The organism is Pseudoalteromonas sp. JB197 (genome assembly GCF_002332205.1).
GTDB lineage: Bacteria > Pseudomonadota > Gammaproteobacteria > Enterobacterales > Alteromonadaceae > Pseudoalteromonas > Pseudoalteromonas nigrifaciens.
The window spans coordinates 2191872-2205552 of the sequence record NZ_NRGZ01000001.1 but is presented as its reverse complement, the minus strand read 5'-3'; the positions used below and the strand labels follow the sequence as shown (position 1 = coordinate 2205552).

Genomic DNA, 13681 nt, shown 5'->3' with positions numbered 1-13681 from the left:
AGTAAACATGTTTGATATGATGGAACAACATAGCGAAGAAGCTGTAATAAAAGTAATTGGCGTGGGCGGCGGCGGCGGTAACGCTGTTGAGCACATGGTAAAACAGCAAATTGAAGGCGTATGCTTTATTGCTGCTAATACAGACGCACAAGCATTACGTAACTCAGCAGCGCACGTTACTGTACAATTAGGCACGCAAATAACCTCTGGGTTAGGAGCCGGTGCAAACCCAGAAATAGGTCGTCAATCAGCTGAAGAAGATGCTGATACAATTCGTGCCAGCCTTGAAGGTGCCGACATGGTATTTATTGCAGCAGGTATGGGCGGCGGTACTGGTACTGGTGCAGCGCCTGTAGTGGCAAAAATTGCAAAAGAGCTTGGTATTTTAACCGTAGCAGTAGTTACACGTCCTTTTGACTTTGAAGGTAAAAAGCGAGCTGCAGCTGCTGAACAAGGCATTAATGAATTGTCAGAAATTGTAGATTCACTTATTACAATTCCAAACAATAAACTGCTTAAAGTTTTAGGAAAAGGGACTACACTTTTAGATGCCTTCGCTAAAGCTAACGACGTATTATTTGGTGCGGTTCAGGGTATTGCAGAGTTAATTACTCGCTCTGGTCTGATCAACGTGGATTTCGCCGACGTACGTACAGTAATGTCAGCAATGGGTCCTGCAATGATGGGTACTGCGTCTGCATCAGGTCCTGATCGTGCACAAGAAGCAGCAGAAGCGGCTATCTCAAGCCCATTACTTGAAGACGTAGATTTAACAGGTGCTAAAGGTATCTTGGTTAATATTACTGCGGGTATGGACATTGCGATTGAAGAATTTGAGATTGTTGGTAACCACGTAAAAGCATTGGCATCAGAAAACGCTACTGTGGTTGTAGGTGCAGTAATTGACCCTGAAATGACCGATGAATTACGTGTAACTGTAGTTGCAACTGGCTTAGGTGGCGATCGTCGTCCGCAGTTTGGCATTGTTGATAATGGCTTTAAAAAAGCATCAGGTTCTGATGTAGCCAGCACTTCAAACCAAAGTAGCAGCATGTACGTACCAAGCTTTGCAAGCCAAGGCACAAGCGCTGAAGAAAACACAGCAAAGACGCAAGTTGAAAGTGACGAAAAAACAACTTCATCTAGTGCTAACAAAAGCACAACGAGTGCTGCAGCGCCAAGTAACAAAAAATCAGATAAGTCAGAAGGCGGAGATTATTTTGATATTCCTGCTTTTTTACGTAAACAAGCTGATTAATATAAACAGTATTTCGTTTGAAATGTGAACGAATATTGCAATTGCGGCGTATTTATGTTAGTATCCGCCGTCTAACTGTAACTGAATTTAAGTGAGCGAACCTATGATTAAACAGCGAACGATTGCACAAGTAGTCAAAGCCATAGGAATTGGACTTCATAAAGGTGAGAAGGTCACAATAACTCTCCGACCTGCGAGCGCAAATACTGGGATTGTATTTCGTCGTGTCGACCTTGATCCGGTTGTTGATTTTGAAACAACACCTGAAGCCGTTGGTGATACGCAATTATGTACCTGTTTAATTAACAAAGATGGTGTTCGCTTATCAACTACTGAGCATCTTATTGCCGCTGTTGCTGCAATGGGTATTGATAATCTAATTGTAGAATTAGATAGCTCAGAAGTGCCAATAATGGATGGTAGTGCATTACCATTCATTTATTTGTTACAAAAAGGCGGTATTGAAGAGCAAAATGCAGCAAAACGCTTTATTCGTATTAAAGAAAAAGTACGTATTGAAGAAGGCGATAAATGGGCCGAGTTAGAACCGTATGACGGTTTTCATATCGACTTTGAAATTGCCTTTGATCACCCAGCTATCAATGAAAGTCGCCAACGTATTGGTTTAGATATTACGACGAAAAGCTTTATTGAAGAAATTAGCCGTGCACGTACTTTTGGTTTTATGAAAGACATTGAATATATGCATGCTAACAACCTAGCATTAGGTGGCAGCATGGATAGCGCAGTAGTACTTGATGAGTTTAAAGTGTTAAATCCAAACGGTTTACGCTACAGCGATGAGTTTGTTAAGCATAAGATATTAGACTGTGTTGGTGACATGTTTATGACAGGTCATAACATTTTAGGTAAAGTAACTGCATTTAAATCGGGTCACGATTTAAATAATAAATTACTACGTAAATTAATGGCTACTGAGTCAGCATGGGAGTGGGCAACCTTTGAAACGCCTGTAACGATGCCTGCACCCGGCCTTGAATTAGCGCCAGCCTAATTTATTGCTCACACAGTTATAAAAAATGACGCTAATTAGCGTCATTTTTTTTGCCTATTGAAAATACTTTAAGTGCGTAGCTACCTACAGCTCTAAAATACTTTAAGTGCGTAGCTACCTACAGCTCTAAAATACTTTGTAACTGCTTCAAATGAGTAACGGTATAGGTAGGCTTTATACCCTCGGGCAACTGCTCGTTTGGGTGTTGTAACCAGCAGGTATCAATCCCCGCATTATTACCGCCTAAAATATCGCTTGTGGCAGTATCGCCAACCATTAATATTTGGCTTTTATCTGGGTTACCCATTAATTCAAAGGTATGGTCAAAAATAGCTTTATTAGGCTTAGCTATGCCCACTAATTCAGAAATGACTAACCATTCAAACATATCTTTTAAACCAGTATGCTCAAGGCGCACGGTTTGTAAACGTGCAAAACCATTAGTAATAATACCCAACTTAGCGTGCGGCTTAAGTTTATTTAACAGCTCTATGGCACCGGGTAGCGGCTCGCATATTTCTGCCATAGCATCTAAAAATGCATCATTAAGCTCTTTTGCTGGCACATTTAGTTTAGTAGCCCATTCGCTAAAGCGAGTAACCTGCAAGTAGTCGGCACTAATGTCGCCATTTTGGTAATCAACCCATAGTTGCTTATTGGTTTTTTGATAATGAAGATAGTCGGCTTGGCTAAAATCTACGTTATATGTTTTAAACATGCGAGTCATGCCCGCTAAAATATCAAATCTAAACAAGGTTTCGTCTGCATCAAACAGCACGTAACTGTATTTCATTAAACTTCCTAAAATTAATTTGTTTGGCAATAAAGCGCTGAATGTAAAAAAGGTGCCATGGCCAAAGTAAGTGCCTGAGTATAGGTACTTTCACGGGTGGCGTGGTTATTAGTGAGTAAACCAATAGCGCCGCCTTGCTGCTTTATATTGGTGGTATTAAAAGCCTTATCCATAACATCGCCAAGCTCTGCACCATTAAGTAATGCGTTATACAGTATTTGCGGCAAAGGTAGGTTGCTACTGCGTCCTACAACTTGATTTACCGCGTTATCGATAACTACATAGGCAAAGGTTGCGGCACCGTAACTAAATTGCTCTGCACCGCCTTCCATGGCCACATAATAGTGGGCTTGGTAGTGCTCTTTGCAGTAATTCACTCGGTTTTGCGCGCCAATGCGAGTTTGTTCTTCACCAATAGGTTGATCAGGCACACCCGAGGGAGCATTTACACCTTGGCAGTCAATGTCACGCTCTGGAAAATACATGCTAAAAATACACTTAGCAGCATTTATTTTTACTGGGTTTTTAGAGCCCACGATAACTTTTAATGGTTGCGACATGCTGATCTCACTTTAAGCAAAATCAGCAGTGTACGTGAGTTGGCTTTAACAAAAAAGGGCTGTGGGTTATCCAATATCAAATAGGTAAATCCAGTGGTGCTAGGTTTTCTAATGCTCGTTTTTTTAAAATAATATCTTTAATGAGTGGGGTAAGTACCAACTCCATTGCCAAGCCCATTTTACCGCCAGGCACTACCAAGGTATTAATACGCGACATAAAGCTACCTTGGATCATCTGTAAATAGTACGGAAAATCGACATCTTCAATGCCCCTAAAGCGGATCACCACAAAGCTTTCATCGAGTGATGGAATGTCTTTTGCGCTGAACGGGTTAGAGGTATCTACGGTAGGGACTCGTTGAAAGTTAATATGGGTGCGTGAAAATTGTGGAGTAATATGGTTAATATAATCGTCCATACTGCGCACTATAGATCCCATTACCGCTTCGCGTGAGTGACCACGATCAGAGGTGTCGCGGATCAGCTTTTGGATCCACTCAAGGTTGATAATGGGCACCATACCAATAAGTAAATCTACATGTTTTGCTACATCCACATTGTGCTCTTGATCTACAACAGCGCCATGCAATCCTTCGTAAAATAATAAATCGGTATTTTGCTCTAGGTTTTGCCACGGAGTAAATGTGCCAGGCAATTGGTTGTAAGGCACCGCTTCGTCAAAGGTATGTAAATAACGACGCAGTTTACCTTGGCCGGTTTCACCGTAGCTATCAAATAGGGTTTCTAGTAAACCAAAGTCGTTGGCTTCGCGGCCAAAGTAGCTAATATGTTTGCCTTCTTGTTGCGCGTCACGTACTTTTTTTTCCATTTCAGGGCGAGTGTAACGATGAAAGCTATCCCCTTCGATAAAAGCCGCACTAATGTTAAGGCTACGAAAAATATGTTTAATTGCATTCGTGGTGGTAGTTGTCCCCGCACCTGAAGAGCCGGTTATTGCAATAATAGGATGTTTAGCTGACATATTAATTCTCTTTTATAAGACCCGGTTAGTTATAAAGATGTTGCTGGTCTAGGTCAAGTGACGTAATCAGCAAATAACGTTATCATGGGGTGCTTAAAAATAAAACGAGATAGAGCATGAAATTTTTAAAACCACTACTAGGGTTGTTTTCAATAAGCGCTTTAACGCTCTCAGTAGCACAGGCAAGTATGCCCAAAAGCCAAGTATTATTAGCCGATTTAAATACTCCTTATGGCCTGCAAGTTACTATTGTGAGCGACAGTGATAGTTATAATAATCAGCCTCATATACACAATAATGGTGTTTACTTTACCCATGAAGTATTAAGTATTGAGCAAAGCCAAACCGATATTGCTTACTACGACTTTGCAACAAAACAAATTATTAATATAACCAATACGCCAGTAAGCGAATACTCACCTACCGTAATGCCAAATAAACAAAGCTTATCGGCAATTGTGGTAGAGGCCAATGGCAAGCAAAAGCTATGGCAATATCCGCTTGATAGCGAAGTTGCAGCAAGTCGTATTTTTGACTGGATAGAGCCAGTGGGATATCACGCATGGGGTATAAATAACGATTTAGTAATGTTTATTTTAGGTGAGCCACATACATTACAATATAGCTTGGTTGCAGCGGCAAAAGGGCAAGTTGTGGCAAAAAACATTGGTCGTACGCTTATTTACAATCATACAATGGCGCAGTTTATATTTAGTTACACCCAAAATGAGCAACATATTGTAGCGCGTTTTAACCCACAAACTAAGCAGGTAGAAAACTTACTTAGATTGCCGCTACAAGTACAAGACTTTATCTTAAAAGACGACAGTACGCTGGCTTATGCGCTTAACAACCGTGTTTACCAACGTAACCTTAGTGGCAATAACACTGTATCGCAATGGCTGGATTTAACACCCTATTGCCATACCAATATTACCCGTATGAGTTATAACAACGACAAACTTGCTTTTGTTTGTGATGTAGCTGAGGACTAATTTAAATAAATTCAGACTTTATAATGCGTATGCGTTAAGGTTATGCGCAAATTTAACTAATAGGGATTACAACGTGGCTTATAGTGCAGACGAGCTTACTGAGCAGCTAATTAAATTAGAGTGTAGAAGTAATTTTAAAATAAAGAATATTGCCGAATACATGTTAGTTAATTCAAAAGAAGCGTTTTACACGCACAGTGAAGGCGGCAAAGGTAAAATTATAATTCGCCCAGCATTTGAAGTGTTTAGTGATGATTTTACCGATATTGATGGGGTAGTGCGTACTCAGGGTTATTTTCATAGTAGCGAAATGACGCGTTTTCCTACGCGCATTTATAAAAGTGCACAGCCGATTCATTATGGTGTCGCGTTTAAAATAAACTCTGAGCAAGCAGCAAAAGATTTTATTGCTAAACTAACGATGATTTTAGGTGGGTAATAGTAAAGGTTTATAAGTCAGCTTTCAGGCTTCAGATTTAACAAAATATCGGCCAAGCTGGGTTTAGGTTATAAGTAGGCAAGGCAGTATACCGCGCTTTTTTAAAGCCTGGTAAATTTAACACCACAGCGCAAAATGCTAGGTATTAGTAAAAAACAAACCAAGCTCGCAGTAAATTATTAGCTACGAAGCTTGGTTTTGTTATCAGCTCTAGGCTCTAAAATAAAACCTAGAACCCTAATATAGCTACTTACCTTTTAAGAAGTTATTAACCGATTCAAGCTCACGATTTTTCAGTGCAATACAATCATTAGTGCTTTCTTCTAGTTTACTTAAAGTACGAGCGTAACCTGGTATTTCAGCTAACTTAGTATTAAAGAAGCTTTGTGTTGTGGCAAAGCTATTTGCATCACAATTTGCAGTTGTAAAATACGGTAGGTTAGGGATAAAAAACGGCGGTAAGCTTGCTGTTACTTTATCGTAATTACTGTAAACCCAGTCAATAAACAGCGCTTGGCGCTCATCAGTATAGCTTTGTCCTGCTAAAATAGTGCGCATGTCGGATGCGGTTACTTCATCTGTTAAGCTGTAAGCCAATACTGCTTTTTGCAGTGCAGGTTTTGCAAAGTAGCCCATAGCCGAGAGCATATTAGTACGTACTTGTGGATCTTTGGTGGTTTTAAAGGTTGCCATAAATTGATCAAGCAACGCTTTATCGCCGTTAAAAGCAGCTAAAGTTAAATAAGTACCTGCTAAGTACGGGTCTACTTTTTGTGGATCGTTTAAATAAACCTGAGTTTGCTGTTTTGCTTTATTGATCACATTTTGATCTTCGCCATCAAAACCTAAACGCGATACAACCGCAGCTCGAAGTTGTGAAATAGCGCCATCTTCACCTACTTTTGCCTCTAAGCCGTATTTCTTAGCCGCAGGGGTTACTGCACCACGAATAAATTTAGGCCATAAGTCTTTATTGCTATCGTCTTTAAAGGTGCGTTGTTGCGATACTAAATAGCCCAGCGCGGTATTAGCAACGCGAGGGTGGCTGTCGCTTATAAATACTTCAAGCGTTTGCATTAACTTAGCGGCCGATATAACACCAGCATCAAGTAGTGCATCGGTAGCAGATAATAACGCTAAACGTTCGCGGTCATCTAGCTTGTCAGCAGCATTGTCGATAAGCGCACTAAACTGTGCATCGTCCATCACCCAGCGGTAATAACCCAATGCGCCTTGATCGGGATAAATCCACTCGGGTGCAAAATCTAAATCTAGCGTTTGGCTTTGTTTATTAAGTAATACGTTCGCTGTTTTTACTTTATCGCCCGCGCCATATTTAATTGCAACAGGCACATTCCATAATTGCTCAGGCGCATCAACACCGGCATTTACAAAGCGACTTTGCGATATAGTTATTTTACTACCTTGCTGAGCTACTTTAATCAGTGGGTAGGAAGATTGCTCAATAAACGATTTTAAAACACTCGCTACATCTTTATTAGAAGCTTTGCCAAGTGCTTGCCATAAATCGGCAGCTTCGGCATTTTTATAGGAAAATTCTTTTAAGTAATTTTGAATACCTTTTTGAAAGGCCTCCTCACCTATCCAGTTTTCAACCATAGCAAGTACCGAGCTACCTTTGCTATAAGCAAGGCCTAAACCATCCATAATATCGGCTTCGGTTTTAATTGGTTTACGAATTGGTTTAGTACTCAAACGTGCATCAAGTGGCATAACGTTATTTTGTGGTAAATCTAGGTGCGATTCAAATTCAGGGTTTAGTTGCTTGGTAATTTTTGCCGCCATCCAACTAGCAAACGCTTCGTTTAACCATAAATCGTTCCACCACTTCATAGTGACTAAGTTACCGTACCATTGGTGTGCAAGTTCGTGAGCAATAATAGACACATTGCGTTGTTTTTTACTGCGCGTAGCGGCAGCTAAATCAACCAATAAAATATCTTCTCGGTAGGTTACAAGTCCTGAGTTTTCCATGGCACCAAACGGAAATTCAGGTACAGCCACCGAATCTAGTTTTTGATACACATAAGGAATACCAAAATACGCCTCAAGTGCGCCTAGTACTTTTGGCATGTTTTCTTTTGCGTACTGGGCTAAATGAATTTTACCTTGTGGGGTAATTACGCGCCCTGGCACCGACATACCTTCAACATTAAGCTCTTCAAAAGGGCCCACAGCCATTGCTACTAAATAAGAAGGAATAGGCGGTGTTTTATCAAAAAAGTGGGTGGTCATGTCGCCATTTACTGTAGTTTTAAGCTCAGGTGTATTGGCATATACTTTTTGTGAGGTAGGCGCGGTAATAGTGAGCTGAAATGGAATTTTGTAGCTTGGCTCGTCAAACACCGGAAATGCACGGCGCGCATCACTCATTTCAAACTGAGTAAATAAGTAAGGTGTACCTTGATCTAATGTTTTATATAGCCCAACACTTTGGCGATTATATGGCGCTGAAAAATCAATTTTTAAGGTGTATTTACCCGGCTGAATTTGCTCATCACAGCTAAATTTTACTTTACCGGTTTTGAGCATTTCGCTGTTTAAGTCACAATTTTGCTCGCCAAGTAATTGTGCCATTTTAGTTGCGTAAGCCACGCCGTTTAGTTCTATGTAGTTAGTTGGCTTGAGTACTTCTAAAATAATTTCAGTCATTCCAGTAAAGGTATCTTGGCTTGGATCGAGTGTTAACGACACTGATTGACTGCTTGGTTTTGCGAGTTTTTCAATTACGAATTCGTTAGCATTTGCTGCGTTAATCGCGAATGCAACACTTACGGTTAAGAGGCTTTTAAGAAACATAGTATCCCTAGTTTATTATTGTTATAAATGACTAAAGCAGACAGCGTTACCACGCTACTTCAATAGAAACGGTATTATATGCGGATATCCTAGCAGCTTTCTTTTATGGAGTAATCGAATAACCCCGGATTTGGACGAGTAAAGAGTAACAAAGTTTGTCAGTGACTATCGCGATTGATAAAGCGCTGCCAATGCAGTTGTGAGTTAATAACGCGAATTTGCCCAATTATGCTATTTAACACTGCTACATTGCTATAATTTGGGTGTGGGTATTCGTTAAAGCCCATTAAATAATTAAACGCGTCTTTAGAGTTGGCTTGCAGTGCATAAATACGTACTTGCTGCTCAAAGTTAAGCCGCAGGCTACTTATAGCGGTTTTCATTCCGAGTTGGTCAATGTTTGGAATTGCACATTTTTGTAAGTAACCAGCGCGCTCGCCTTCGCCGCTAAACCAAATGCGAACTTTTTCGCTGTAGCGACCGGTTTTAGTTGGCAAGTCGAACATTAATCGCTGTTGGTTTTGGCTTTTTATAAATGCTAAATAGTCGTTAAAGCCAGCATTAATTAGCGCTTGATGTACAGGAATAAGTCGCGGTTTTATTTTTCCGTGGGTATGAAAACTAAAACATAAAATGTTTTGCTCAACAGTTAAGTCATCAAGTGTTAAACAGCCTATTTCGTCACTATAAGCGCCCGTATAGTAAGCAATTAATGGCAACCAAAAATGCCAATGTTTTGCTTGTTCACGCACCACGCGCATATCGCCATAAATATAGCCAGTGTAAAGTGTGTGCAGCTCCATAGCTGAAAAAGGACGGCGACCAAGATGGGTTTTCAACGGTGTACCTTGAAAATAATGACAAAATACATTTTATACCCAAAACATAGCAAGATGCGAGTATGTTTTGGGTATAAATACTTATACCTAATTAATTAAAACAAAAAAGCCAACTAGCACGAATGCAGTTGGCTTTTTTTATGCTTTATTAATTAAGCTATAGTGAATTATTCACTTAATGCGCGTGCTAAACCTACTGGTTCAATTTCTACGCATACTTGGTCGTCATTCCAGTTAAGGCCAACTAAAGCATTGTCTTCGTTTAGGTCTTCAACCCATTCATCTAAAAATTCATCAAGGCCAATTTCTACTGGGCTGTACTCTTTCCACTCGTCTTTACACTGAGCTTTAGCAGCCGCTTCGCTTTCCCAAAGTAGTAATACGTCAGTCTCGTCAAATTGATTTGAATCACACACTACAAAGCCATTATCTTCTGCACCTAGTGCCCAAATTACTTCGCTCATACGTACTTTTTCAACAAAGTTGACTAGTTCTGATTCAATCTCGATATCGCTCATGTGTTTACCTTTTTAAATTAATGACTAGGACTGGTATTTATTGCTGCTTGGCGTTGGCCATATTGCTCATAAAAAGCAACAAGCGCTGAATGCTGACTAATGTCGGTTAGTTCACGAAAGCAAATCCAATCAAGCAGGCAGTATAAACTGATGTTGAGGTATTCACAGCCTTTAAATTCATCATCAGTTAAATGATCATTTAAAAAGTGTAATGTTTCAACAATACGTTCGTTTTGCAAATTAAAAAATAACGCATCACTTTGCGTATCAAAACCAGAGCGCTGGCATAAAAGCATTTCCACTAAAGAGTCATTACAGGCATTAATAGTGGTAAGTAAGTGCTCTTGCGGCCAAGTTAATTTTGGCTGTGCTGTTTTTTCAAGTAAATAACGCAGTATTGAGTTTGAATCACTAAGGGTTAAATTGCCATCTACGAGAATAGGGATTTTGCGTGCTGGGTTTTTGCTCACCATAGTTGGGCGATCTTGCGCTGAAAAAATATCCAGATTAATAAACTCTAAATCACAGTTATTTTCCAGCGCCCATATTCTAATACGGCGTACATAAGGCGAGGTAACAGAACCAAATAGTTGCATAATTACTCCATAAAAAAGCCGCATAAGCGGCTTTTTTCAAAATTTACAGTACAGAATAAGTTACTCTGAACGGCTGGTTACTTCAAGTAAATGGTAACCAAACTGTGTTTGTACTGGGCCTTGTACTTGATTAATTGGCGCAGAGAACACCACTTTATCAAACTCTGGCACCATCATACCTGGGCCAAACTCACCAAGAGCACCGCCATCTTGACCTGAAGGACAGTTAGAGTGTGCTTTTGCTAACACAGCAAAGTCTTCACCTTGTTCAATTTTTTCTTTTAAATCTAAACACTGTGCTTCACTATCTACTAATATATGTCTTGCGCTTGCCACTGTCATAAAATCTCCTAATAATTAATCTGGTTGTTTTTTAATCATACTAACGTGTATTTTAGTTAGTTTAAACTAATTGTAACGGTTTTAACCTAGTTAATAGCTAATGTCGCTTCAATTGCTGCAGTTAGTTTTTCTGATTCGGGGGCTACTTTACTGTTAAAGCGCGTAATTGTTTTACGATCAGCAGACACTAAATACTTATAAAAATTCCAATTAGGTGAGCTGGTTTGGCTATTTAAGTGTTTAAAAATAGGGTTTGCATCGCTGCCGCGCACTGCGCTGGTGGCAAACATAGTGAAAGTAACCCCGTAATTAACAAAGCAGACTTTGGCGGTGTCTTGCTCGTTGTTTTCTTCTTGAAAAAAATCATCAGAAGGAAATCCCAATACCACTAAGCCTTGATCTTTATATTTATTATAAACCGCTTCAAGCCCTGCAAATTGCGGCGTAAAGCCACAGTTACTCGCTGTATTAACAATTAGCAGCGGTTGGTTTTCAAATTGGCATAAGTTAACAAACTCTTTTGAGCGTAGTTTACGCAAAGTAACGTTAGTAAAGTCTTGGCAGTTATTTTGTTTTTTAATGGGGTGCTCAGCCGTGCTTTGCGCTTGAGCTAATGTGGGTAAAAGTAACGCCATTAATGCTAATAATATTATTTTTATCATTTTTAATGCCTAAAGTTAAAAGGTTACATATTGTTTATAGTCTCAATGATACGCTAATATAAACGCAACTGATCAACCTTATCTAGACCTTATGACAATCCGTTTAGCACGCCCAGAAGATTTAAAAACTATAGTCGCAATTTATAACGAAACCATTGCCAGCAGAATGGTTACCGCCGATACCGAAGAGGTAAGCGTTACCGACAAGCAAGCTTGGTTTGATAGTCACACTTCTCAGCGGCCAATTTATGTATATTCTGAAAATGACCAAGTGTTAGCATGGCTTAGTTATAAACCGTTTTATGGGCGCGTAGCTTACGAAGGCACGGTAGAAATAAGTATTTATATTACCGCTAAAGCACAAGGCAAAGGTTTAGGTAAAACACTGATGGAGTTTGCCCAAACGCAAGCTAAGCAACTTAATATTAAAGTGCTGCTAGGGTTCATTTTTAGTCATAATTTACCCAGTATTAAACTATTTAAACACTTTAATTTTAGTGTGTGGGGCGAGTTACCACAGGTGGCCATTATGGATAATAACCCTTACAGCTTAACTATTTTTGGTAAGCACTTATAACCGTAGCGATTAATTAAAAGTGCTTACTCCACACCTAAACATTTAAGCGTCGCGGGGTAGGCCTTTTTCAACAATTCTGATAAGCCTTGCGGTTTTACGCAGTATAGTACCTTGCTTATTGCGTTGCTGTTGCAGCGCCCAATTTATATGCTCTAAAACCAGTTCACTGCAAGCTAAGCTTTTATCTTCTAGGGCATGAATAATGCTAGGGCTAAATTCAGCATTACCTAAGCCTACAGCCAAATTACGCAACCAACGCTCGTGGCCAATACGACGAATAGGGCTGCCTTCGGTGTTTTTTAAAAAAGTGGCTTCATCCCAAGCAAACAGCTCAAGCAGGTCTTTATCTTTTAATTGAATGCGCGGATGAAAATCATTTTCGTCGGTAAGTTGGCCATAACGATTCCACGGGCAAACTAATTGGCAGTCGTCACAACCATAAACGCGGTTACCTAATAATGTTCGGTATTGCTCTGGAATAGGGCCTTGTAGCTCAATGGTTAAGTACGATATACACTTACGTGCATCTACCACGTAGGGCTCAACAATAGCGCCAGTTGGGCATAGTGTTATGCAGGCTACGCATTTACCACAGCCTTCAAAGGTGTTTTCTGCATCTATGGGCAGCGGTAAATCAACAAATAACTCACCTAAAAAAAACCAAGAACCGGCTTCTTTATTAATAAGTAATGAGTGTTTACCGCGCCAGCCCAAGCCTGCTTTTTCAGCAAGTTGGCGCTCAAGTACCGGGGCTGAGTCGACAAAAGGCCTAAAACCGTATTCGCCAATTTCGAGCTCTATTTTTTGGCCTAATTTTTTTAAGCGATTACGCATTAATTTATGGTAGTCGCGGCCAAGAGCATAGCGACTTATATACGCTTTTTCTGAGTTTTTAAGGGTTTTGGCAAAACCTGCATCGGGGGGCAGGTAATTCATTTTTACTGAAATAACACGCTGCGTTCCGGGCACTAACTCAGCAGGGCGAGCGCGTTTCATACCATGAGCGGCCATGTAATCCATATTGCCATGGTAGCCGGCGTCGAGCCAGCGTTGCAGCTGCGTTTCATGCTTGCTTAAGTCTATATCAGTAATGCCTACTTCGCTAAAGCCAAGCTCTTGTCCCCACGCTTTAATTTGTTGGGCAAGGTTTTTATAATCAGGAACTGCGTCGCTCACATGCATCACACGGTTAAATAAATAGCTGGGTAATTTAACATATTTAGCTTATGGGTAAAACGCTTGTTATACCCATAAGCTTGTTAGCAAATACCTATTTTTAATAAAA

At 40.1% G+C, this 13681-nt stretch carries 15 protein-coding genes; 5 read left to right on the top strand and 10 right to left on the bottom strand.

Annotated elements, in window-relative coordinates; genetic code table 11:
- Positions 1-7 precede the first annotated feature (7 nt).
- Entirely contained in the window at positions 8-1258 is a 1251-nt protein-coding gene (ftsZ, locus tag CIK86_RS10420) for a cell division protein FtsZ (protein ID WP_011329147.1), read from the top strand.
- Between the two features lie 103 nt (positions 1259-1361).
- Complete coding sequence (gene lpxC / locus CIK86_RS10415) at positions 1362-2273, top strand: UDP-3-O-acyl-N-acetylglucosamine deacetylase (RefSeq protein ID WP_011329146.1); 912 nt, start codon at positions 1362-1364, stop codon at positions 2271-2273.
- Between the two features lie 118 nt (positions 2274-2391).
- On the opposite strand, the gene yjjG is transcribed toward lpxC, so the two are convergent.
- The 3 genes from yjjG to CIK86_RS10400 all read right to left on the bottom strand — a co-directional run bounded on the left by yjjG (position 2392) and on the right by CIK86_RS10400 (position 4608).
- Complete coding sequence (yjjG, locus tag CIK86_RS10410; RefSeq protein ID WP_011329145.1) at positions 2392-3066, bottom strand: pyrimidine 5'-nucleotidase; 675 nt, start codon at positions 3064-3066, stop codon at positions 2392-2394.
- Positions 3067-3080: 14 nt separating this feature from the next.
- Positions 3081-3626: an inosine/xanthosine triphosphatase gene (gene yjjX, locus CIK86_RS10405; protein WP_011329144.1), complete on the bottom strand. Its 546-nt coding sequence runs from the start codon at positions 3624-3626 to the stop codon at positions 3081-3083.
- Between the two features lie 76 nt (positions 3627-3702).
- Entirely contained in the window at positions 3703-4608 is a 906-nt protein-coding gene (locus CIK86_RS10400; RefSeq protein ID WP_011329143.1) for a phosphoribulokinase, read from the bottom strand.
- Positions 4609-4724: 116 nt separating this feature from the next.
- On the opposite strand from CIK86_RS10400, the gene CIK86_RS10395 reads away from it, so the two are divergent.
- Together CIK86_RS10395 and CIK86_RS10390 are read left to right on the top strand one after the other, a co-directional pair.
- Positions 4725-5603 (top strand): hypothetical protein, encoded by an 879-nt coding sequence (locus tag CIK86_RS10395; RefSeq protein WP_086993260.1) that lies wholly within the window; start codon positions 4725-4727, stop codon positions 5601-5603.
- A 73-nt stretch (positions 5604-5676) separates the two neighbouring features.
- Positions 5677-6042: a hypothetical protein gene (locus CIK86_RS10390; RefSeq protein ID WP_011329141.1), complete on the top strand. Its 366-nt coding sequence runs from the start codon at positions 5677-5679 to the stop codon at positions 6040-6042.
- A gap of 246 nt (positions 6043-6288) precedes the next feature.
- On the opposite strand, the gene CIK86_RS10385 is transcribed toward CIK86_RS10390, so the two are convergent.
- From CIK86_RS10385 to CIK86_RS10360, 6 genes are all read right to left on the bottom strand, one after another.
- Positions 6289-8862, bottom strand: coding sequence for a M1 family metallopeptidase (locus tag CIK86_RS10385; protein WP_086993261.1), 2574 nt, complete (start codon positions 8860-8862; stop codon positions 6289-6291).
- 158 nt (positions 8863-9020) lie between these two features.
- Positions 9021-9701 (bottom strand): hypothetical protein, encoded by a 681-nt coding sequence (locus CIK86_RS10380; RefSeq protein ID WP_086993262.1) that lies wholly within the window; start codon positions 9699-9701, stop codon positions 9021-9023.
- A 167-nt stretch (positions 9702-9868) separates the two neighbouring features.
- On the bottom strand, positions 9869-10219 hold the full coding sequence (locus CIK86_RS10375; protein ID WP_011329138.1) for a DUF2750 domain-containing protein: 351 nt from the start codon (positions 10217-10219) through the stop codon (positions 9869-9871).
- Between the two features lie 17 nt (positions 10220-10236).
- A complete protein-coding gene (locus CIK86_RS10370; RefSeq protein ID WP_011329137.1) occupies positions 10237-10815 on the bottom strand; it encodes a glutathione S-transferase family protein in 579 nt (192 codons plus the stop codon).
- A 60-nt stretch (positions 10816-10875) separates the two neighbouring features.
- Positions 10876-11157, bottom strand: coding sequence for a peptidylprolyl isomerase (locus CIK86_RS10365; RefSeq protein ID WP_011329136.1), 282 nt, complete (start codon positions 11155-11157; stop codon positions 10876-10878).
- An 86-nt stretch (positions 11158-11243) separates the two neighbouring features.
- Entirely contained in the window at positions 11244-11819 is a 576-nt protein-coding gene (locus tag CIK86_RS10360) for a glutathione peroxidase (protein WP_011329135.1), read from the bottom strand.
- A 91-nt stretch (positions 11820-11910) separates the two neighbouring features.
- Here CIK86_RS10360 and CIK86_RS10355 point away from each other — a divergent pair, with 91 nt between their 5' ends.
- Positions 11911-12396 carry a GNAT family N-acetyltransferase gene (locus CIK86_RS10355; RefSeq protein WP_011329134.1) on the top strand — a complete coding sequence of 162 codons (486 nt, stop codon included), beginning with the start codon at positions 11911-11913 and terminating at the stop codon, positions 12394-12396.
- Positions 12397-12438: 42 nt separating this feature from the next.
- On the opposite strand, the gene queG is transcribed toward CIK86_RS10355, so the two are convergent.
- On the bottom strand, positions 12439-13572 hold the full coding sequence (gene queG / locus CIK86_RS10350; RefSeq protein WP_086993271.1) for a tRNA epoxyqueuosine(34) reductase QueG: 1134 nt from the start codon (positions 13570-13572) through the stop codon (positions 12439-12441).
- Positions 13573-13681: the final 109 nt, after the last annotated feature.

Bases quoted from the DNA above. Each gene is read 5' to 3' on its own strand.
- CIK86_RS10385 (WP_086993261.1), bottom strand. From the start codon at position 8,862: ATGTTTCTTAAAAGCCTCTTAACCGTAAGTGTTGCATTCGCGATTAAC.
- lpxC (WP_011329146.1), top strand. From the start codon at position 1,362: ATGATTAAACAGCGAACGATTGCACAAGTAGTCAAAGCCATAGGAATT.
- CIK86_RS10400 (WP_011329143.1), bottom strand. From the start codon at position 4,608: ATGTCAGCTAAACATCCTATTATTGCAATAACCGGCTCTTCAGGTGCG.
- CIK86_RS10365 (WP_011329136.1), bottom strand. From the start codon at position 11,157: ATGACAGTGGCAAGCGCAAGACATATATTAGTAGATAGTGAAGCACAG.
- CIK86_RS10355 (WP_011329134.1), top strand. From the start codon at position 11,911: ATGACAATCCGTTTAGCACGCCCAGAAGATTTAAAAACTATAGTCGCA.
- yjjX (WP_011329144.1), bottom strand. From the start codon at position 3,626: ATGTCGCAACCATTAAAAGTTATCGTGGGCTCTAAAAACCCAGTAAAA.
- CIK86_RS10375 (WP_011329138.1), bottom strand. From the start codon at position 10,219: ATGAGCGATATCGAGATTGAATCAGAACTAGTCAACTTTGTTGAAAAA.
- CIK86_RS10360 (WP_011329135.1), bottom strand. From the start codon at position 11,819: ATGATAAAAATAATATTATTAGCATTAATGGCGTTACTTTTACCCACA.
- ftsZ (WP_011329147.1), top strand. From the start codon at position 8: ATGTTTGATATGATGGAACAACATAGCGAAGAAGCTGTAATAAAAGTA.
- CIK86_RS10395 (WP_086993260.1), top strand. From the start codon at position 4,725: ATGAAATTTTTAAAACCACTACTAGGGTTGTTTTCAATAAGCGCTTTA.
- CIK86_RS10370 (WP_011329137.1), bottom strand. From the start codon at position 10,815: ATGCAACTATTTGGTTCTGTTACCTCGCCTTATGTACGCCGTATTAGA.
- yjjG (WP_011329145.1), bottom strand. From the start codon at position 3,066: ATGAAATACAGTTACGTGCTGTTTGATGCAGACGAAACCTTGTTTAGA.